Annotated in this window: 16 protein-coding genes; 9 read left to right on the top strand and 7 right to left on the bottom strand. The window is 65.4% G+C overall.

The window, feature by feature from the left end; genetic code table 11:
* Window positions 1-15: 15 nt before the first annotated feature.
* Window positions 16-1,419, top strand: coding sequence for a class II fumarate hydratase (gene fumC, locus AC1Q7Q_RS14265; RefSeq protein WP_492372894.1), 1,404 nt, complete (start codon window positions 16-18; stop codon window positions 1,417-1,419).
* Between the two features lie 176 nt (window positions 1,420-1,595).
* Here the strand turns inward: fumC and AC1Q7Q_RS14260 are convergent, their stop codons facing one another.
* The gene (locus tag AC1Q7Q_RS14260) at window positions 1,596-2,378 is read right to left on the bottom strand and encodes a COG4705 family protein (RefSeq protein WP_492372893.1); all 783 of its coding nucleotides are present in this window, start codon (window positions 2,376-2,378) and stop codon (window positions 1,596-1,598) included.
* Window positions 2,379-2,889: 511 nt separating this feature from the next.
* A complete protein-coding gene (locus AC1Q7Q_RS14255; RefSeq protein ID WP_492372892.1) occupies window positions 2,890-5,109 on the bottom strand; it encodes a TonB-dependent receptor in 2,220 nt (739 codons plus the stop codon).
* A 574-nt stretch (window positions 5,110-5,683) separates the two neighbouring features.
* Here AC1Q7Q_RS14255 and AC1Q7Q_RS14250 point away from each other — a divergent pair.
* The 5 genes from AC1Q7Q_RS14250 to AC1Q7Q_RS14230 all read left to right on the top strand — a co-directional run bounded on the left by AC1Q7Q_RS14250 (window position 5,684) and on the right by AC1Q7Q_RS14230 (window position 10,654).
* Entirely contained in the window at window positions 5,684-6,550 is an 867-nt protein-coding gene (locus tag AC1Q7Q_RS14250) for an IclR family transcriptional regulator (RefSeq protein WP_492372891.1), read from the top strand.
* A gap of 24 nt (window positions 6,551-6,574) precedes the next feature.
* Complete coding sequence (locus tag AC1Q7Q_RS14245) at window positions 6,575-7,516, top strand: dihydrodipicolinate synthase family protein (protein WP_492372890.1); 942 nt, start codon at window positions 6,575-6,577, stop codon at window positions 7,514-7,516.
* Window positions 7,517-7,642: 126 nt separating this feature from the next.
* The gene (locus AC1Q7Q_RS14240) at window positions 7,643-8,344 is read left to right on the top strand and encodes an SDR family NAD(P)-dependent oxidoreductase (RefSeq protein WP_492372889.1); all 702 of its coding nucleotides are present in this window, start codon (window positions 7,643-7,645) and stop codon (window positions 8,342-8,344) included.
* Between the two features lie 80 nt (window positions 8,345-8,424).
* Window positions 8,425-9,597, top strand: a complete 1,173-nt coding sequence (locus AC1Q7Q_RS14235; protein ID WP_492372888.1) for a mandelate racemase/muconate lactonizing enzyme family protein — start codon at window positions 8,425-8,427, stop codon at window positions 9,595-9,597.
* A 91-nt stretch (window positions 9,598-9,688) separates the two neighbouring features.
* Window positions 9,689-10,654 carry a Bug family tripartite tricarboxylate transporter substrate binding protein gene (locus AC1Q7Q_RS14230; RefSeq protein WP_492372887.1) on the top strand — a complete coding sequence of 322 codons (966 nt, stop codon included), beginning with the start codon at window positions 9,689-9,691 and terminating at the stop codon, window positions 10,652-10,654.
* A 43-nt stretch (window positions 10,655-10,697) separates the two neighbouring features.
* Here the strand turns inward: AC1Q7Q_RS14230 and AC1Q7Q_RS14225 are convergent, their stop codons facing one another.
* The 4 genes from AC1Q7Q_RS14225 to AC1Q7Q_RS14210 form a co-directional block, all read right to left on the bottom strand.
* Window positions 10,698-11,801 carry a dihydrolipoamide acetyltransferase family protein gene (locus AC1Q7Q_RS14225; RefSeq protein ID WP_492372886.1) on the bottom strand — a complete coding sequence of 368 codons (1,104 nt, stop codon included), beginning with the start codon at window positions 11,799-11,801 and terminating at the stop codon, window positions 10,698-10,700.
* A 21-nt stretch (window positions 11,802-11,822) separates the two neighbouring features.
* Window positions 11,823-12,800: an alpha-ketoacid dehydrogenase subunit beta gene (locus tag AC1Q7Q_RS14220; protein WP_492372885.1), complete on the bottom strand. Its 978-nt coding sequence runs from the start codon at window positions 12,798-12,800 to the stop codon at window positions 11,823-11,825.
* On the bottom strand, window positions 12,793-13,905 hold the full coding sequence (gene pdhA, locus AC1Q7Q_RS14215) for a pyruvate dehydrogenase (acetyl-transferring) E1 component subunit alpha (protein ID WP_492372884.1): 1,113 nt from the start codon (window positions 13,903-13,905) through the stop codon (window positions 12,793-12,795). The genes AC1Q7Q_RS14220 and pdhA overlap by 8 nt, the downstream gene beginning before the upstream one ends.
* A 136-nt stretch (window positions 13,906-14,041) precedes the next feature.
* Window positions 14,042-14,362: a hypothetical protein gene (locus AC1Q7Q_RS14210; RefSeq protein ID WP_492372883.1), complete on the bottom strand. Its 321-nt coding sequence runs from the start codon at window positions 14,360-14,362 to the stop codon at window positions 14,042-14,044.
* Between the two features lie 362 nt (window positions 14,363-14,724).
* Between AC1Q7Q_RS14210 and AC1Q7Q_RS14205 the strand changes: the two genes are divergently transcribed.
* A complete protein-coding gene (locus AC1Q7Q_RS14205) occupies window positions 14,725-16,323 on the top strand; it encodes an EAL domain-containing protein (RefSeq protein WP_492372882.1) in 1,599 nt (532 codons plus the stop codon).
* Between the two features lie 86 nt (window positions 16,324-16,409).
* On the opposite strand, the gene AC1Q7Q_RS14200 is transcribed toward AC1Q7Q_RS14205, so the two are convergent.
* Window positions 16,410-16,919 (bottom strand): Lrp/AsnC family transcriptional regulator, encoded by a 510-nt coding sequence (locus AC1Q7Q_RS14200; RefSeq protein WP_492372881.1) that lies wholly within the window; start codon window positions 16,917-16,919, stop codon window positions 16,410-16,412.
* 223 nt (window positions 16,920-17,142) lie between these two features.
* Here AC1Q7Q_RS14200 and AC1Q7Q_RS14195 point away from each other — a divergent pair, with 223 nt between their 5' ends.
* Both AC1Q7Q_RS14195 and AC1Q7Q_RS14190 read left to right on the top strand, forming a co-directional pair.
* Complete coding sequence (locus tag AC1Q7Q_RS14195) at window positions 17,143-18,159, top strand: 1-aminocyclopropane-1-carboxylate deaminase (protein WP_492372880.1); 1,017 nt, start codon at window positions 17,143-17,145, stop codon at window positions 18,157-18,159.
* A gap of 169 nt (window positions 18,160-18,328) precedes the next feature.
* Window positions 18,329-19,291 carry a Bug family tripartite tricarboxylate transporter substrate binding protein gene (locus tag AC1Q7Q_RS14190; protein ID WP_437341704.1) on the top strand — a complete coding sequence of 321 codons (963 nt, stop codon included), beginning with the start codon at window positions 18,329-18,331 and terminating at the stop codon, window positions 19,289-19,291.
* Window positions 19,292-19,302 lie beyond the last annotated feature (11 nt).

Raw genomic sequence — 19,302 nt, 5'->3', positions numbered from 1 at the left:
TGGAGAGTGTCTTCCATGCCCGCATTCCGTTCCGAAACCGATTCGATGGGCGCCATCGATGTGCCCGCAGATCGCTACTGGGGCGCGCAGACGCAGCGTTCCACCATTAATTTCCCGATCGGGGTGAGCCGCTTCCGCTGGCAGCGGCCGGTGATTCGCGCGCTGGGCATCCTCAAGCGCGCGGCCGCCGAGGCCAATGCGGAACTTGGCGAATTGCCGCCCGACATCGGCCGGCTGATCGTGCAGGCGGCCGACGAGGTCATCTCCGGCAAGCTGGATGAGCACTTCCCGCTGGTGGTGTTCCAGACCGGGTCCGGCACGCAATCGAACATGAACGCCAACGAGGTGATCTCCAACCGGGCCATCGAGATTGCCGGCGGGGAGCTCGGCAGCAAGAAGCCGGTGCATTCGAACGATCACGTGAACCGCGGCCAAAGCTCCAACGACACGTTCCCCACCGCCATGCACATCGCCGTGGTCGAGCAGATCCATACCAAGCTGCTGCCGGCGGTAGGCGCCTTGCGCGATACCCTGGCCGCCAAGGCGCAGGCGTACCAGGACATCGTCAAGACGGGCCGCACCCACCTGCAGGACGCCACGCCCATCACCCTTGGCCAGGAAATCAGCGCCTGGGTGGCGCAGATCGATTTCGGGCTGCATGGCGTCAAGACGGCTGAGCCGGGCTTGCTGGAACTGGCCATCGGCGGCACGGCGGTGGGCACCGGGCTGAACGCGCATCCGCAGTTTGGCGCGCGCGCGGCAGCCTATATCGCCGCGCTGACCGGCCATCCGTTTGTCGATGCGCCCAACAAGTTCTTCGCGCTCTCCGCGCACGACGCGCTGGTGCAAACCTCCGCCGCGCTGCGCACGCTGTCCGGCGGCCTGATGAAGATGGCCAACGATGTGCGCTGGCTGGCCTCGGGCCCGCGCTGCGGCATTGGCGAGCTCAACATCCCCGAGAACGAGCCGGGCTCGTCGATCATGCCCGGCAAGGTCAACCCGACCCAGTGCGAGGCCATGACCATGGTGTGCGCGCAGGTGTTTGGCAACGATGCCACGGTGGCGTTCGCCGGCAGCCAGGGCAATTTCCAGCTCAACGTGTACAAGCCGGTGATGGTCCACAACGTGCTGGAGAGCATCGAGCTGATCGCCGACGCCTGCCTGGCCTTCAACGACCATTGCGCGCTCGGCATCGAGCCGAACCTGCCGAAGATCGCGGAGAACCTCGACAAGAACCTGATGCTGGTGACGGCGCTGAACCGCCATATCGGCTACGACAAGGCCGCCGCCATTGCCAAGAAGGCGCACAAGGAAGGGCTGACCCTGAAGGCCGCCGCGCTGGCGCTGGGCTATCTCACCGAGGACGAATACGCGCGCTGGATCGTGCCCATCGAGATGACGCATCCGAACAAGGATTGAGCGCGCGGCTTAAGCGGCTTTCAACATGAAGCCAGGCGGTTCTGGCCAGGCGCGCGGCCGCAGACGTACAAGCGGTACGGCCAAGGCCGCGCAACGACGCCAGAATCTCTTTGAAATGGCCGGGCAGGAATGCCGCGAGCGCAAGCAGTCCAGCGGCGCAGGACCATCGGTGCCATTCATGGCGCCGTCGTTGCTCCCACGGCCTGGCTTGCATTGCGCTGGGCCATCGCGACCAGTGCGACGATGACGGCCAGGAAGATGCCGCTGGTCAGCGCCGCGCCAAAGCCAAGGCCGCCATAGGTCTGCGCCTGGGACAACAGGTCGCCCAGCGAGGCGCCCAGCGGGCGCGTCAGGATATAGGCGATCCAGAAGGTCAGAACGGCGTTGACGCCGAAGTAGAACGCCGCCACCGCGAGGGCAATGAGGGCGCCGAACACAAGGGTGCCCAGCTGGAATCCCAGGCCCAGGGCTTCGGTGGCCAGGTCGCCCGCGGCGGTGCCGAGGGCAAAGGTGCAAAGAATCGCGGCCCAGTAGAAGAGCTCGCGGCGGCGCGAGCAGATCGTGCGGATGGAGAGCGTGCCTTCGCGCCGGTACCAGAACACGAATATTCCCGCCAGCATGACGGCGAAGACGGCCGTGCTCAGATACAGGCTCACGCCCAGGCCATCGGTGAGCGCATCGGTGATCTGCGTGCCGACGACGCTGACCAGCACCACGGTCAGCCAGTACATCCAGGGAACATAGCGATGCACCCGGACCTGCGCGAACAGTGCGATGGCCAGCAAGGCGCCCATGGCGCAGCCGGTGACGGCCTGGCCCAGCCCCGCGTTGACCGCGAGAAAATCGGCGCCGGTTTCGCCGACCGTGGTCGACAGGATCTTGATGATCCAGAAGCCCACGGTGACTTCGGGCACTTTGTTGAGCCAGGCTGGCATCGGCCGGGGGGACAGCGTGTTCATGGCGTGCTCCAGGTTTGCTATGCGCTGGGGGGCGGCTTGCCCTGTTGGTTGTTCGGGGGGCTGGCGTAGGATCGGCCGCTCTACGCAGTCCGTGGCGCAAGGTTATTTCACCGCAGCTTAAGGCAGCATTAAGGCCGTGTGGAAAATAAAGCACCTTGCAACGGCGTGCAAATGAAAAAGGACGCTCCGCGGAGCGCCCTCAAGGCTGAAAACTGAAAAGCTAAAAGTAAAAAGCTAAAAGCAGAGGTTCTTCAGACTTTCGCGTGGGTAAGTGGCGGGAAGCAACACGCTGGTTTGCTCCCCTCTCCCATGAAATGGGAGAGGGGCCGGGGGAGAGGGTGGGCGTTCGCTCAACGTGATGCGCCTCGCTCTTGCGCAGGCCCGCCCTCTCCCCCAACCCCTCTCCCGCCATGCGGGAGAGGGGAGCTACGGCAGCGCTGGATTTGGCCCAGCGATGCATCGACCCACACGAAAGCCGGATGAATCAAAGTCAAAAGAAAGCCGGCAAAACTCACATATGGAAGTTCAGCGTCATCACCGCTGAACGACCCGGCGCCCACGTTGCGTAGATCGGGTACGCGGCGGAGTAGTACTTCTTGTCGAAGAGGTTCTGCACGTTCAGTTGCACATCCACGGTCTTGGAGACGCGATACGTCGCCACCGCATCGAAACGCGCGTAGCCCGGCGTCCATTTACGCGACGTTGCCGAGACCGAGGCGTAGGTCAGGCTGGAGATCGTGGCGCCGCCGCCGATCGACAGCTTGGGCAGCACGTCGTAGTAGGTCCACAGCGTGACGTTGTGCTTGGGCACCATCACCATCGGCAGGCCGGATGCCGAGGCATTGGCGGAGCCGGCGTCGGTCGTGATGGCATCCAGGTAGGAGTAGCCGCCGAACACGCGCCACTTGCTGGTGAGGTTGCCGGCCATGCCCAGTTCCGCGCCGCGCACGCGTTGCTTGCCCGCGTTGACGATGCCGCCCAGGCCGTCGCTGACGCGCGCATTGGTCTTGTCGGTCTGGAACAGCGCCGAGGTCAGCGACAGGCGGCGGTCCAGCGTGTCCCACTTGGCGCCCACTTCGATGTTGCGGCTGCGCTCGGGCGACAGGTCCTGGTTGGTCTTGGTGATCTGGTCGGTGCCGCCACCCAGGCCGCTGTTGGCGCCCGGCGGATTGGCGGAGGTCCCGTATGAGGCATACAAACTGACCGTGTCGACCGGCTTGAATACCAGGCCAAGCTGGTAGCTGAACAGGTTGGCGGTGTTCTTCAGGTCCGGCGTGCCGGCCTGCACGGCGGTGACGTCGAAGCGGTCGAAGCGCGTGCCGGCGTTGAACAGCCAGCGATCGCTCAGCTTCACGCTGTCGAACAGGTAGGCGGACGAGACATTGGTGCGGGTGCTGGTGGGCGCGCCGGGGAAGCTCTTGTCGCCGTTGAGCACGGTGCTGCCGGTCCACGGGGCATTGGCATTCCAGGCACCGATCGCGGTGCAGTTGTAGGCGATCGTGCAGGGGCCGCCCGTGCGGATATTGTTGCCCGCGCTGTCGCTCACCAGGTAGCCCTCATACAGGCTGCGCTCCCAGCTGAATTCCACACCGGCCGTGAGCGTGTGCTGCATGCCAAGCAGCGTGGCCTTGCCGGACAGCTCGGTCTGGTTGGAGACGCTGTTGGTGGCGTATTTCCCGCTCTTGGCTTGCAGCTGGAGGAGGTTCGCGCTGGCGTTCAGGAACTGCGGGTTGGTGGCGATGTAGTCCAGCGTGGAGCGGCCAAACATGGTGGTGTTGCGCACCTTCCAGTTGTCGTCCACGCGGTGCTCGATGCGGATCTCGCCGGTGTCCGTCTGCCCGCGGCGATAGTCGCGGTTGTTCAGGCCGTAGAACTGCGAGCGCTGGATGCTGGTTCCCGCCCCGGGCGTGCCGCCGGTCGAGCGGAACGGCACGCTGAAGTCCGGCATGTCGTAGGTGTTGACGTGGTAGTAGCTCAGCGACACCGTGGTCGGGGTGTTCAGCCCGAACGCGACCGACGGTGCCACGCCCCAGCGCTTGCTGTAGACATCGTTGCGCCCGGCCTGGTTGGCGTCGTGCCCCATCACGTTCAGGCGCACCGCGGTCTCGTCATTGATACGGCGGTTGACGTCGAGCGTGGCGCGCTTGTAGGCCTCGGTGCCCAGCCCCAGGCTGGCATTGGTGAAGTCATCCGCCTTGGGCATCTTGGTGACGATGTCGATGCTGCCGCCAACCGCGCCACGGCCCGCATAAACCGAATCCGGGCCCTTGATGACGCTGATCTGCTCCACCGCGAAGGTCTCGCGGTTCTGCACGCCGGAGTCGCGCATGCCGTCGACAAAGATCGAGTTGCGCGACTCGAAGCCGCGGATCACCGGACGATCCGCGGAGGGGTTCGCCGCGGCGTCGCCGCCCAGGAAGGTGATGCCCGGCACGGTCTTCAACGCATCGGCGAAGGTCGTCGCATTGGTCTGCTTGAGCAGTTCCTCGGGAATCACCGTGACCGAGCGCGGTGTATCCAGCAACGGTGCGACGAACTTGTACGAGGGCAGGCGCTTGGCCTGGAGCGGCGAATCGGCGGTGACCACGGCGGTGGGCAAGGTGGCTTCCTTCGCGTTGCCGGCGTCGGCGGCAGACTGTGCGAAGGCCGGCGTGGTGGCGAGGAAGCCTGTGCAGTAAAGAGCACCAGCGGACGCGAGCAAACGCGCGCGCGTCTTCAGGGGAGCAGTCATGATTTCAGTGTTGCGAGGGGAGTCGATGCGCGCATGGGGCGCGGAAGATACCTGGCGTGCAAGGAACGAAAGGAGGGGCCAGGAATAAAAACCAATGCTTGGGCTGGAACGAGAATGCGAGTGATTCGCAATTGAGGGGCAGTGTAACGATTCCGTTGCTATTTGTAAATGTCTGTTTAAGAGGAATTGTGCTGAATGACGCGCAAGGCGGCGTGACCCGTTCAGTGAAAACCCTAGGAAGTTCACTCTTGCCCTGGTCGGGAAACGAGGTCTAGAATATTTCATATCGCGAATACAAGTTCGCAATCCGAATAAAAGAGAGGCGTCTCAGGACGCGGGGCAGGATCAGCAAAGAGGTGCCGTTGCTTGGCACTTTTTCTTAGCCCCACAATTCGAATAAAAATTCGCAATCCGAATTTTATGCGGCCCGGCAGCAATGCCGATGCGTATCCACCCAACTTGAACTTGAACTTGAGCGAGGGCTTTCCTCTGTCCATTCATCGAATTAAAATTCGGAATCCGAACTCGATTCCGGGTTTGCATCGAGAACTAAGAACTGACAGTGGAGATTGACATGGCTACCGAGAACTCCGTCCCGACCGCATCGAAGGCGAGCAGCGCGGCCGACGCATCCAAGAACACGGTGCAGTCGCTGGCGAAGGGCTTCCGCATTCTTGAAGCGTTCACGGCGCAGGAGCCCGAGCTCACCATGGCGGAAGTCGCGCGCCGCTCCGGGCTGGACAATGCCACGGCCTTTCGTTTCCTCAACACGCTGGTGGATATCGGCTACGTGCAGCGCGTGCCGGACACGCGGCTGTTCCGGCTGTCGCTCAAGGTGCTGGACCTTGGCTTTGACGCCATCGCCCATGCCGACCTGCGCACGCGGGCAAGGCCGATCCTGCGCGCGCTGGTGGGGGAGATCAATGAAGCCGCTTCCATCGGCGTGCTGGATGGCCCGGACGTGCTTTACGCGGAACGGATCCAGGCCGGGCTGACGCGGCTTGGTGTGGATATCCGCATCGGCAGCCGGGTGCCGGCTTATTCCACGGCCGTCGGCTACGCCATCCTGGCGTGGCTGCCGCAGGACATGCAGGCCCGCGTGCTGGACGCCCAGCCCCGGCAGAAGCTGACCGACCACACGCTCACCGAGCTCGACACCATCCTAGAGCGGCTCAAGACCGTGCGGGCCAAGGGCTATGCGTTGTCGGACCAGGAAACGGTGTCCGGCCTCTATGTGGTGGCCGCGCCGGTGCTGGATGTGGACGGCGTGCCGGTTGCCGGGCTGAGCGTGGCGGCGCCGGCCATGAATACCTCGCTTGAAGATTTCGAATCGACCACGGCCCCGGCGGTAGTGCATGCCGCTACCGAGCTGGCCCGTGCGCTGCAACCCTCCGGCGGATTCATTCCGCCCACCTTGATACCCACCCGAACGCGCAAATAGCGCAAGCCACACCAGGAGACGAACGTGCCTGATATCAATTTCCACGGCATCATTCCCGCCATCGCGGTTCCTTTCAACGCGGACTACAGCATCAACGAGCCGGAGCTGCGCCGCTTTGCTAGGTGGCTGGGCGGCCAAGCCGGCGTGACCGCGTTGATGACCAATGGCCATACCGGTGAAGTCTTCTCGCTGACGCCGCGCGAGCGCGCCGAAGTGACCCGCATCACCGCCGACGCCACCCAGGGCATCTGCCCGGTGATCTCGTCGGTGGTCTGCGAAGGCATCAACGACGCCGTGGAACAAGCTGGCTGGGCCAAGGAAGCGGGCGCCGCCGGGCTCGATATCATGCCGCCGCATCACTGGCTGCGCTTTGGCTTCAAGCCGGAGCATTGCCTCGACTACTTCAACGCCATCGGCAAGGCCAGCGGGCTGCCCCTGGTGGTGCATATCTACCCGGCCTGGACCCGTGGCTCCTACTCGTCGGAGCTGCTCGCGGAACTGGCGAAGCTGCCCTATGTGAAGGCCTTCAAGATGGGCGAGCGCGAAATGAACAAATACGCGCGCGACATCAAGGAGATCCGCGCGGCCGATCCCACCAAGGTGCTGATGACCTGCCACGACGAATACCTGCTGTCGTCGATGGTGCAGGGCATCGATGGCGCGCTGGTCGGCTTTGCCTCGCTGATTCCCGGCCTGATCAACGACCTGCTCAAGGCGGTCAAGGCCGGCGACCTGCATGAAGCCATGCGCGTGCAGGCCCTGATCAACCCGCTCAAGGACGCGGTGTACGGCGCCGGCGAGCCCACGGGCGAAGCCCATGGCCGCATGAAGGCCGCCATGGCGCTGGCCGGCATCCTGCGCGATGGCACGGTGCGCCCGCCGACCCACGCACCGTCGGCCGCCGAGCTGGCCGCGATCCAGGCCGCGCTGGAACACGCCGGCGTGACGCAGAAAGCGGCCGCCTGAGCCTGATCCACGTCTGATCGACGTCTGAACCGGGCCTGTACCGGCGCGCCATCCCGGCCCGCGGCCAGCGTGCCGAGGGCCGGGCTGCTGGCCATGCAATCCAAAGGGGCTTTGATGAGCCAATCCATGCAAGACGACGACACGCCCGCGGCGCGGACCAGGCACGCCGTGGTCACCGGCGCCAGCTCCGGTATCGGCGCGGCCATTGCCCGGCGGCTGCTGTCGGCGGGCTGGACGGTGACCGGGCTGGACCGCTCGCCGGCACCCAGCGCCGAGGGCTTCAACGGGATCGAAGTCGACCTGACCGATGCCGCAAAGCTTGCCGCCGCCGTGGCCACGTTGCCCCAGGTCGATGCCATTGTCCATGCCGCGGGATTCATGCGCACGGCGGTGCTCGGCGACCTGAAGCCCGAGGACGGCGAGGGCATGTGGCGCATCCATGTGCAAGCCGCTTGCGTGCTGGCCAACGCGCTGATGCCAACCCTGCCGGATGGCGCGCGCATCGTGCTGATCGGCAGCCGCACGGCGGCGGGCGCGCCAGGGCGCAGCCAGTACGCCGCGACCAAGGCGGCGGTGGTGGGCATGGCGCGCTCCTGGGCCGCGGAGCTGGCGCCACGCGGCATCACCGTCAATGTGGTGGCGCCGGGCGCCACCGAGACCCCGATGCTGAACGACCCGGGCCGCAAGGGCACGCCGCCGCGCACGCCGCCCATCGGGCGTTTTATCCGGCCCGATGAAGTGGCCGGATTGGTGAGCTTCCTGCTCGGGCCCGATGCCGGCGCCATCACCGGGCAGCAGATCCTGATTTGCGGCGGTGCTTCGCTGTAGTGCCGCCAGCCGACATATCGAACCGCCTGATTCGCTGATTAGCTGATTACCGAAAGACACTAGAACACTGGAGACAAGCCATGTCCGTGCGCATCATTGACGTCCGCGAAGTGACGAAGCCGATTTCGTCGCCCATCCGCAATGCCTATATCGATTTCTCGAAGATGACGAGCAGCCTCGTCGCCGTGGTGACCGACGCGTTTCGCGACGGCAAGCGCGTGATCGGCTACGGCTTCAACTCCAATGGCCGCTACGGCCAGGGCGGCTTGATCCGCGAGCGTTTTGCGCCGCGTATCCTGGCGGCCGATCCAGAATCGCTGCTGGACGACGCCGGCACCAACCTCGACCCCAACCGCGTGTGGGCCGCCACCATGTCCAATGAGAAACCGGGCGGCCATGGCGAGCGCTCGGTCGCGGTCGGCACCATCGACATGGCGGTGTGGGACGCGGTGTCCAAGATCGCCGGCGTGCCGCTGTTCCGGTTGCTGGCCGAGCGCCACGGCGTCAACGCCAACCCGCGCGTGTTCGTCTATGCCGCCGGCGGTTATTACTATCCGGGCAAGGATCTCGGCGCGCTGCGCGCCGAGATGCGCTCCTACCTGAAGCGCGGCTACAACGTGGTCAAGATGAAGATCGGCGGCGCCAGCCTGGAAGAAGACAGCGCGCGCATCGAGGCCGTGCTGCAGGAAATCGGCCCGGACGCGCAGCTTGCCGTGGACGCCAACGGCCGCTTTGACCTGGACACCGCCATCGCCTACGCCAAGATGCTGCGCGACTATCCGCTGTTCTGGTACGAGGAAGCCGGCGATCCGCTGGACTACCACCTGCAGGCCACGCTGGCCGAGTACTACCCCGGCGCCATGGCCACCGGCGAAAACCTGTTCAGCCACCAGGACGCCCGCAACCTGATCCGCTACGGCGCCATGCGCCCGGACCGCGACTACCTGCAGTTCGACTGCGCGCTGTCCTACGGGCTGGTGGAGTACGAGCGCACGCTGGAAGTGCTGAAGACCTTTGGCTGGTCGCCAAGCCGCTGCATCCCGCACGGTGGCCATCAGATGTCGCTCAATATCGCCGCCGGCCTGGGCCTTGGCGGTAACGAGAGCTACCCCGACCTGTTCCAGCCATACGGCGGTTTCCCCGATGGCGTGAAGGTGATCGACGGCCATATCACCATGCCGGAGCTGCCGGGCATCGGGTTTGAGGGCAAGGCGGATCTGTATGCGCAGATGTCGGCGCTGGCGCAGCCTTGAGAGCGGGAAAGAAATAAGAGCGCCGAAATAAGCGCACCGAAATAAGCGCACCCCATAGGGGCGCACCTGCAGTCCAGACAGGAGACAAACCATGCTGTTCCACCGGATTTTCCGCAGTGCCGCTGGCGCCTTGCTGGCCTGCGCCGCCGCCAGCGCCATCGCGCAGGGTTACCCCAACAAAGCCGTGCGCGTCATCATTCCGTTCCCGCCCGGCGGCCCCACCGACACCGTCGGCCGCATGCTGGCGCAAAAGCTCTCCGAGCAAACCGGCCAGAGCTTTATCGTCGACAACCGGCCCGGCGGCCAGGGCATCATTGGCGCCGACGCGGTGGCCAAGGGCACGGCGGACGGCTACACGCTGTTGTTCAGCGCCTCCACCTTCACTACCACGCCCATGACCCTGAGATCGTCGCCTTACGACGTGACCAAGGATTTCGTGCCGATCGCGCTGGTCGGCAAGGGGCCGCTGGCGGTCTCCGTCAACAAGAACCTGCCGGTGAAGAACATCAAGGAGTTGATCGCCTACGCGCAGGCGCATCCCGGCAAGATGTCGTTCGCGATTGGCTCGCAGGCGTCCGCGGGGCATTTGTCCACGGAGCTGCTCAAGCGGGCAGGCAAGATCGACTACCTGGTGGTGCCGTACAAGGGTTCCGCGCCCGCTTACCAGGATCTGATCGGTGGCGCCATCGATGGCTTTATCGATCCCGTGCTCGGCGCCTTGTCCTATCACAAGAGCGGCATGGTGCGCGTGGTCGCGGTGACCTCCAAGGACAGGCTGCCTTCCATGCCCGACGTGCCGACGGTCGGCGAGACGGTGCCGGGTTATGAGTTCTACTCGTGGTATGGCCTGTGGGGTCCGGCTAAGCTGCCGGCCGATGTGACCAGGCGGCTCAACGCCGAGGTCAACAAGGCGCTGGCGTCCGACCTGCGCGGCAGGCTGGCCGAGCAGGGCTACCTGCTCTCGCCTGGCACGCCGGAAGACTTCGCCCGCTTCCAGAAGGAGGACATGGAGCGCTCCGCCAAGATCGTGGCCGAAGCCAGGATCCGCGCGGAGTAAAGCGCCCACGCACTCGCCTGTCGCGCTGCCGCGCTGCCCGGGCCTAGGCCGCCTGCGCCAGGTCCGCGATCACTGCCGCCAGGAAGCGCGCGGCCTCGCCGCCTGTGACCACCCGATGATCGAAGGTCAGGCTGAGCGGCAGGATCCGGTGCACGACGGGTATGCCGCCGGCCGCAACCACCGCATCGTGGATACGGCCGGCGCCCAGGATGGCCACTGTTGGCGGCACCACGATCGGCGCCGCGTACTTGCCGGCGATCATGCCGAAGTTGGACAACGTGATGGTGTTGCCGCGCATCTCCTCGGGGGCGATCGTGCGCGCACGTACATCCGCGCGCATGCGGTCCAGGCCGCGCCGCAGGTCTGCCGCGTCGCGCTTGCCGGTATCGCGCAGCACCGGCACGAACAGGCCTTCGGGCAGGTCGACCGCAATCCCCACGTCGATCCGCGCCGGCACATGGCGGCGCCCGGTCTGGCTTTCATACCAGGCGTTGAGGCCGGGCTCGGCGCGGCAGCCCGCAACCAGTGCGCGCACCAGCCGGATGGTGGTGTCGGTGCCGGGCGCCCAGGCGTGGATATCGGCGTCGTCGATCACGGTTGCCGCGGCGACCTCGCTTTGGGCGCGCGCCATGTTCAGCGCCATGGCGCGCCGCACGCCGCGCAGGACTTCCGGTGGCCCCAGGTCCGCCAGCGTCGCGGCGACGCGGCGCACATCGGCGGCGCTGATGATGCCGTCCGCGCCCGTTGGAGTGACCATCGCCAGGTCCACGTCGAGCTGGCGCGCCAGGGCGCGCACGGCCGGCACGGCCCGCACCGCGCCGCCGCCACGGGACAGGGCGGCGGGCGCTTCCGCGACCACCTGCGTGCCGACTTTGACATCGCCCACCACCGCGCCCGCGTCCTCTTGCCCGCCGGCGCCTTCGAAGCCCGCCAGCGGCGCGCCAAGGTGCACGATCTCGCCCGGCTGGGCAAACAGCTTGGCGACCTGCCCGGCGTAGGGCGACGGTATCTCGACGATCGCCTTGGCGGTCTCGACCGAAACCAGCGGCTGGTCGGCCGCCACCGTGTCACCGGGTTTGACGTGCCATTCGGTGATCTCGGCTTCCTGCAGGCCTTCGCCCAGGTCGGGCAACTTGAAGATCTTCATCAATGCTCCCGGGGAAAAACGTCAGGCGGCCATGGCCTTGCGGGCCGCGTCGGCAATCCGCGCCACGCTGGGCAGGTACGTGTACTCGAGCCTGGCCATCGGCACCACGGTGTCGTAGCCAGTGACGCGCTGCACCGGCGCGGCCAGCGAGTACAGGCCCGCATCGGCGAGGTTCGCCGCGATCTCGGCACCGAAGCCGGCGCTGCGGGGCGCCTCGTGGACGATGACGCAGCGGCCCGTCCTGGCGACCGATTCCAGTATGGTGTCCATGTCGAGCGGCTTGAGCGTGGCGACGTCGATGACGGCGGCGGTGATGCCTTCGTCCAGCAGCAGGTCAGCCGCGGCCTGCGTCTCTTGCAGCATCGCCCCCCAGCTCACCAGCGTGATGTCGTCGCCGTCGCGCAGTGTGAAGCAGGTATCGAGCGGCAGCGCCTCGCCACTGTCCGGTACTTCTTCGCGGAACAGGCGGTAGAGCCGGGTGGGTTCGAGGAACACCACCGGGTCGGGGTCGCGCATGGCCGCCAGCAGCAGGCCGTAGGCGCGCGCCGGGGTGGACGGTATGACCACCCGGATGCCGGGGATATGGGCAAACATCGCCTCGGGGCTTTCGGAGTGATGCTCCGGCGCATGGATGCCGGCGCCATAAGGCGAGCGCAGCACCATCGGGCAGCTCAGCCTGCCGCGCGTGCGGTGGCGCAGGCGGCCGGCATGATTGATGATGTGGTCGATGGCCGGGTAGATAAAACCGGTGAACTGGATTTCCGCCACGGGCGCCAGCCCCATTGCCGCCATGCCGATCGCGGCCCCGGCGATACCGGACTCGGCCAGCGGCGTATCGATCACGCGCTCCGCGCCAAAACGGGCTTGCAGCCCCGCCGTGGCGCGGAACACACCGCCATTCACGCCAATGTCCTCACCGAGCAGCACCACGCGCGGGTCGTGTTCCAGCGCATGGGCCAGCGCCTGGTTGACGGCTTCGACCAGATTGATTTCAGCCATGATCCTGCTCGCTCTCGTTATCCTTGCCCTGGTGGGCCCCCGGGGCAAAGCGATGCGCGGTGGCCACTTGCCCCGCCAGCGCTTTGGGCAGGCTGGCATACAGGTAATCGAACATCGCTGCCGTCTCCGGCAGGGGCGTTGCCAGGTAGGCCTGCACCGCGGCCGCCACTTGCGCCGCGCAATCCTTGGCAAGCGCGTCTTCGCGGGCCGCATCCCATGCGCCAAGGCGCAGCAGATAGTTGCGCAGCCTGGCCACCGGCTCCAGCAGCCAGTGCTGCCTGACCTGTTCGCTGTCGCGGTAGCGCGAGGCATCGTCCGCCGTGGTGTGGTCGCCAAGCCGGTAGGTGATCGCTTCGATCAGCGTGGCGCCGCCACCGCTGCGCGCCCGTTCCAGCGCGTCGAGCGTGACCTGGCGCACCGCCACGATATCGTTGCCATCCACCTGCAGGCCAGGGATACCGGCCGCGATGGCCTTTTGCGCGAGCGTCTGCGCGGCGGTCTGCTGGCTGCGCGGCATGGAGATCGCCCACTGGTTGTTGTTGACGACCAGCACAAGGGGCGCGTGCCAGGCGCCCGCCATATTCATGCCTTCGTAGAAATCGCCTTTTGACGTGCCGCCGTCCCCGAGCAGGCAAACCGCGGCGCGCGGCTCGCGGCGCAGCTTCATCGCGTAGGCGATGCCGGCAGCGTGGCAGACCTGGTTGCCGATGGGCACGCAGTTCGCAAAATCATGCGGCGCCGCCGCGAACGCATTGCCGCGCTCGTCGCCACCCCAATACAGCAGGCTCTCGGTCATGGAGACGCCGCGCTGGAACTGCGCGGCGTGATCGCGGTAGGATGGCACGAGCACGTCCTGCGCGCGCATGGCGCTGGCAACGCCGACGCCGACGGCCTCCTGGCCAAGCGCCGAGGCGAACGTGCCGATCTGGCCGGTGCGCTGCAGCGCAATGGCCTTGAGGTCGAACTGGCGGGTGAGCACCATGGCCCGGTAGAGCGGGAAAAGGGCCTCGGGATCGAGCGCAAATGCAGGCAGCGCTTGGGTCGGCTCACCTTGTGGATCGAGAAACTGCGTGTACTCGATGTCGAATGTCGCGACGGTCGCCATGCTATGCCCTTTATTCTTGTGTTCCAGTCGTTGCACTGGGGGCTGTCTTCTCTTCTTTTTTTCTCTTCTCTTCTCTTTCTTCTTTTGTGCGCATCCCGGATCATGGAGCGCGCAGCGCGCACGCTGCACCTGCATGTCAATGCTTGGGGCCCTTCATCGCCTCGGCTTCCCTGGCCGCCATCCGCTCCTCGCCGGCCTCGATCGGATCCATGGCCTCGTCCACCGAAGCCGCCGCGCGCTCGGCGTCCGCGTTGGCTTCTTCGGCAGGGGATTCGAAGTCTTCGTCCTCGGTGCTTGGCGGCCTCAGCATATCCTCGAGCATGGCGGCTAGCTCAGGTGTATCCCATGGCGCACTGCGCTGCTTTTTCCTCTTGATGTAGTGCCTGACTTCCGCATCCTGTTCCGGGGTCAGGGGAAGACCACGAAAGGTGCTTTGAGGGCCATTGGCGTCCATCATGGCGCTCCGGAGGGTTGTCTCGTTGTCAGTGTAGCCCTATTGCGGAGGTTGGGGCGATTGCGGGGGTGACGGGGTCCCGCGGAGACACACTTCAGGCTGCCGGCTACCTCGGCTACCTCGGCTACCTGTCAGGCAGCGCCGCCCGTACGGCCCAGGCCACCGCGGCAGCCAAGACCTCAATTTGCCGTCAGGCCGGTCGATATCCAATGGGGGGAGTGGCGAAAAGGTCGCTACGCCCGACAAGCGCCCGGTCAGGGAACAAACCTGACGGAACACTGCCCGGCACAGGTGTTGGCCGGGCCCGATCCATGGGCGCGCCATTCGATAGGACAGGATCCGGATTTCCGGCGGTATCTGAGAGGATGAAAGTGGGAGACACGGACGATACCTGCGCAAGACTGGCAGCCGCGCTCGATGGCGGCTTGCTCCGGCCGGCATTCCAGCCATTGATCTGCTTCGAAACCGGCGCCATCGTCGGCTTCGAAGTGCTCGCCCGCTGGACGGACCCTGCAACGGGCCCGGTTTCCCCCGTTACTTTTATATCGATCGCGGAGTCGTGCGGGCTTATCGATCGCCTGACTTCCCATATCGTGCGCACGGCGTGCGCGGAGGCTGTGGGCTGGGGCCAGGGTTTTGTGCTGGCGTTCAACGTGTCTCCGGTGCAATTGCGCGACAAGGCGGTCGTCGCGCTGATCGCCGACGCTGTCACGCAGACGGGATTTCCGCTGGAGCGCATTCAGATCGAAATCACCGAGGGCGCCATGGAGACCGATGTCGAGCTCGCGCGTGCCATCATCGACGATCTGAAGGCACTCGGCATCGGTATCGCGCTGGACGACTTTGGTACCGGCTATGCCAGCCTGACACGCCTGCACGCTCTGCCATTCGACGAGATCAAGATCGATGCCAGCTTTGTGCGCGGCATGCTCGACGACCAGGAGTGCCGCCGGATCGTGACGGCGATCGTGGGGCTGGGCCACAGCATCGGCATGCGTGTTGTCGCGGAAGGCGTGGAGCGCGAAGAGCATGCCACCCTACTGCGCAAGCTGGGATGCGACATCGGCCAGGGATGGCTGTGGGCACCGGCGCTGCAACCGGAGCGGATTCCCGCGCTTATCCAGCGGCTTGGCTTGCGCGCGCCGGATCCGCGGCCGTTGGACCGGTCGCCGTATCAGCGCCTGCATCAGCTGGAGGCGCTTTATGTCGGCGCGCCCGTCGGCCTGTGCTTCCTGGACACGCGCTTGCGCCACGTGCATGTCAACGGGCGCTATGCGGAAATGTTCGGCGCCCAGGTGGACGCCCTTGTCGGCGCCCAGCTCTGCGCGGCCTGCATGTCCGAAGCCGGCAGATCGGTCTGCTCGCTGGCGCATGCCGTGCTTGCCGTGGAGACGCGCTCTCCGATGGAGCGCGAGATCACGGCGAACGGCGAGGTCTACCTGGTGGTCGGCCAGCGCGTCAATGATGACATTGGGGACGTGATTGGCATCTCCCTCGTTGCCATCGGCATTTCGGCGCGCAAACGGGCCGAGCTGGCCTTGCGGGAAAGCGAGGAGCATTTCCGCAGCTCGGTCGAGCTGAGCCCCCATATTGCCTGGGCGGCGGACCCCGATGGCACGCTGTGCTATATCAGCCCGAACTTCCGCGACAGCGCCGGGTGCGCCATGCAGGACCGCATCGATGCCTGGCGTGCCACGGTCCATCCTGATGACCAGTTGCGCATCCGGGCGGAGTGGCTTGCCTGGATCCCGAGTGGCCAGCCGTTCGCGACCCGGTTCCGCATCCAGTGGCCGGACGGCAGCTGGCGCCATATGCTGAGCCGTGCCCAGCCGCATATCGGCGCGAATGGCGCGATCGATCGCTGGTATGGCGTCATCAGCGATATCAGCGCGCAAGCCTGCATGAAGCGGCGGATCGCGGACCTGGAGGACCAGGTTCGTGCCCTGACGGCGCACGTGGCATAGCGATCACCCGGGCCCGCTGCCATGGCGGCTGGACAGCATCGCAATCAGGAAGTCCCGGACGCATTCGCCCTGGTGCACGCGCAGCTTCAGATCGGAAACTGCGTCGTCGACAGCACCTGCTTGAGCACCATGAACGAGCGTATCTGGCGGACCCCCGGCAGATACAGCAGTTGTTCCGCATGGAGGCGATTGAAGCTCTCGCTGTCCTTGGTGCGCAGCATCATGAAGTAGTCGAACTCGCCCGTCACCACGTGGCACTCCATGCAGCCGGAGACCTGCTGGGCGGCCTTCTCGAACTCGGAGAAGGATTCCGGCGTGGACCGGTCCAGCACCACGCCGATCATCACCAGCATCCCCGCGTCCAGCGCGGCCGGGTTCAGCAGCGCCACGATCCCGCGAATCAGCCCGAGTTCCTTGAGCCGCTCCACGCGCCGCAGGCAGGCTGGCGGGCTCAGGCTGACTTTGGCCGCCAGCGCCACATTCGAGATGGACGCGTCGCGCTGGAGTGCGCGCAGGATGGCTTTATCGGTGCGATCCAATGCCTCGGAATGTGGCACGGAGTGCTCGTTTTTGGTGCGCAATTTTGTTTCGTCCATGACGCTTTATAAAAAACAAAAAAGTAAAAACAAGTGCCGTGAATTTTTTATAGTGCATAAATGGATTGATATTTGCAACCATGTTTCGTGCGTTTTTTTCTAGGATTGAGTCCGTCGCAGCATCAACGAAAGGTGGCTCCAGATGCCAGTGTTCTTCGCCAGCCTTGATGCCTGGATCCCCGCTCTTCACCCGAGTCATCCAAGAAACCCAGGAGTTGCCAGCATGAATCTCAAACGCTTTCCCCGCCACCCGCTGACGTTCGGCCCCACGCCCATCCAGCCGCTCAAGCGCCTGAGCGCACATCTCGGCGGCAAGGTCGACCTCTATGCCAAGCGTGAGGACTGCAACAGCGGCCTGGCATTCGGCGGCAACAAGACGCGCAAGCTCGAATACATCATTCCGGACGCGCTCGCCCAAGGGTGCGACACGCTCGTGTCCATCGGCGGCATCCAGTCCAACCAGACGCGCCAGGTGGCTGCCGTGGCGGCGCATCTCGGCCTGAAGTGCGTGCTGGTGCAGGAGGACTGGGTGAACTACTCCGACGCCGTCTATGACCGCGTTGGCAATATCCAGATGTCTCGCATCATGGGCGCCGACGTGCGCCTGGTCAGCGATGGCTTCGATATCGGGATCCGCAAGAGCTGGGAAGAGGCCATGGAGAGCGTGCGCCAGGCCGGCGGCAAGCCCTACCCGATTCCGGCGGGGTGTTCCGAGCATCCGCTGGGCGGCCTGGGCTTTGTCGGCTTCGCCGAAGAAGTGCGCGCGCAGGAAGCCGAACTCGGCTTCAAGTTCGACTACATCGTGGTCTGCTCGGTCACCGGCAGCACGCAGGCTGGCATGGTGGTCGGCTTCGCCGCCGATGGCCGGGCCAACCGCGTGATCGGCATCGACGCATCGGCCAAGCCGGCGCAGACCCGGGCGCAGATCCTGCGCATTGCCCGCAACACCGCGCATCTGGTCGACCTCGGCCGCGATATCACCGACGAAGACGTGGTGCTCGACACGCGCTACGGCGGGCCGGAGTACGGCTTGCCTTCCGAAGAGACGCTCGAAGCCATCCGGATGAGTGCCAAGCTAGAAGGCATGATGACCGACCCGGTCTACGAAGGGAAATCGATGCAGGGCATGATCGACCTGGTCCGCCGCGGCGAATTTCCGGAAGGCGCCAAGGTGCTCTACGCCCACCTGGGCGGCGCCCCGGCGCTGAGCGCTTATAGCTTCTTGTTCCGCAACGGCTGATCCCGCACGATGGCTGCCCCCTGATGCCGGTGGCGCAACGCCGGCATCGAGGGGCGCTTGTTCGGCAAAGCCCCCTGTCTCGTTTTGCTTCCCATTTTTTGCTCTCCGTTTGCCCCCCGTCGCTCAATCACAGGAGTCGCGCATGAACGTCATTTCACGAAGCGTTTCGATGGCGGTGAAGGCGCTGTCGCTGTTGGGCATCGCCATGTGCGCCGCGCATGCGCAGCCCCAGGGATATCCCGCCAGGCCGGTCGTGCTGGTTGTGCCGTTTCCGCCCGGCGGGGCGGTAGACATCATGGGACGATTGGTAGGCAAGAAGCTGGGCGAGCGTCTCGGCCAGCCCGTGGTCATCGAGAACCGCGCGGGCGCCGGCACCATCGTTGGCGCCGGCTATGTGGCAAAGGCCGCGCCTGACGGCTATACGCTGTTCATCAGTTCCGGCTCGACCTTCACGGTCAACCCCGCCATCAACGCCAACCTGCCCTACGATCCCGTGAAGAGCTTCGAGCCCATCGGCCTGGTCGCGCGCGTGCCCCTGATCCTGCTGGCGAATCGCGATGTCCCGGTGGACAACCTCAAGCAGATGATGGCGGCGGTGAAGGCCGCGCCGGGCAAATACGCCTATGGCTCGTTCGGCAACGGCACCACCGGCCACTTCGCGGGCGAGATGATCCTGGGCGCCACCGGCATGCAGCTCCAGCATATTCCCTACAAAGGCAGCGCCCCAGCCATTGCCGACCTGATCGGCGGGCAGATTCCGTTCTCGGTCGACACCATCGCGGCATCCCTGCCGCATATCAAGAGCGGCAAGATCAAGGTGATCGCGGTGGCAGGCGCCAGGCGCGCGACGCTGCTGCCGGAGGTGCCCACCGTCGCGGAATCCGGCTTCCCGGGTTTCGATGCGGATTCATGGGTGGCGATCGCGGCCCCGCGTGGCTTGCCGCCCGATGTCAAGTCACGGCTGGAGAAGGCCCTGGCACAGACCATGAAAGACCACGAGATCCAGGAAAAACTGGTGGCCAACGGCCTGGAGCCCTCCTATGCAACGCCGGAACAGGTCAGCGCCATGATCGACAAGGACCTGCCGCGCATGCGGGCCATTGCCCAGAAGGCCGGTATCCAGGCAAATTGAGCCGGGCAGTT

The organism is Cupriavidus sp. GW823-FHT07A04 (assembly GCF_058794615.1).
Note: the sequence above shows the minus strand (reverse complement) of the source record. Positions and strands in the feature narration are given on the sequence as shown.

Coding starts and splice junctions, on each gene's coding strand:
- AC1Q7Q_RS14205 (WP_492372882.1), top strand. CDS start 14,725: ATGAAAGTGGGAGACACGGACGATACCTGCGCAAGACTGGCAGCCGCG.
- AC1Q7Q_RS14255 (WP_492372892.1), bottom strand. CDS start 5,109: ATGACTGCTCCCCTGAAGACGCGCGCGCGTTTGCTCGCGTCCGCTGGT.
- pdhA (WP_492372884.1), bottom strand. CDS start 13,905: ATGGCGACCGTCGCGACATTCGACATCGAGTACACGCAGTTTCTCGAT.
- AC1Q7Q_RS14195 (WP_492372880.1), top strand. CDS start 17,143: ATGAATCTCAAACGCTTTCCCCGCCACCCGCTGACGTTCGGCCCCACG.
- AC1Q7Q_RS14220 (WP_492372885.1), bottom strand. CDS start 12,800: ATGGCTGAAATCAATCTGGTCGAAGCCGTCAACCAGGCGCTGGCCCAT.
- AC1Q7Q_RS14230 (WP_492372887.1), top strand. CDS start 9,689: ATGCTGTTCCACCGGATTTTCCGCAGTGCCGCTGGCGCCTTGCTGGCC.
- AC1Q7Q_RS14260 (WP_492372893.1), bottom strand. CDS start 2,378: ATGAACACGCTGTCCCCCCGGCCGATGCCAGCCTGGCTCAACAAAGTG.
- AC1Q7Q_RS14235 (WP_492372888.1), top strand. CDS start 8,425: ATGTCCGTGCGCATCATTGACGTCCGCGAAGTGACGAAGCCGATTTCG.
- AC1Q7Q_RS14240 (WP_492372889.1), top strand. CDS start 7,643: ATGCAAGACGACGACACGCCCGCGGCGCGGACCAGGCACGCCGTGGTC.
- AC1Q7Q_RS14210 (WP_492372883.1), bottom strand. CDS start 14,362: ATGATGGACGCCAATGGCCCTCAAAGCACCTTTCGTGGTCTTCCCCTG.
- AC1Q7Q_RS14190 (WP_437341704.1), top strand. CDS start 18,329: ATGGCGGTGAAGGCGCTGTCGCTGTTGGGCATCGCCATGTGCGCCGCG.
- AC1Q7Q_RS14225 (WP_492372886.1), bottom strand. CDS start 11,801: ATGAAGATCTTCAAGTTGCCCGACCTGGGCGAAGGCCTGCAGGAAGCC.
- AC1Q7Q_RS14200 (WP_492372881.1), bottom strand. CDS start 16,919: ATGGACGAAACAAAATTGCGCACCAAAAACGAGCACTCCGTGCCACAT.
- AC1Q7Q_RS14250 (WP_492372891.1), top strand. CDS start 5,684: ATGGCTACCGAGAACTCCGTCCCGACCGCATCGAAGGCGAGCAGCGCG.
- fumC (WP_492372894.1), top strand. CDS start 16: ATGCCCGCATTCCGTTCCGAAACCGATTCGATGGGCGCCATCGATGTG.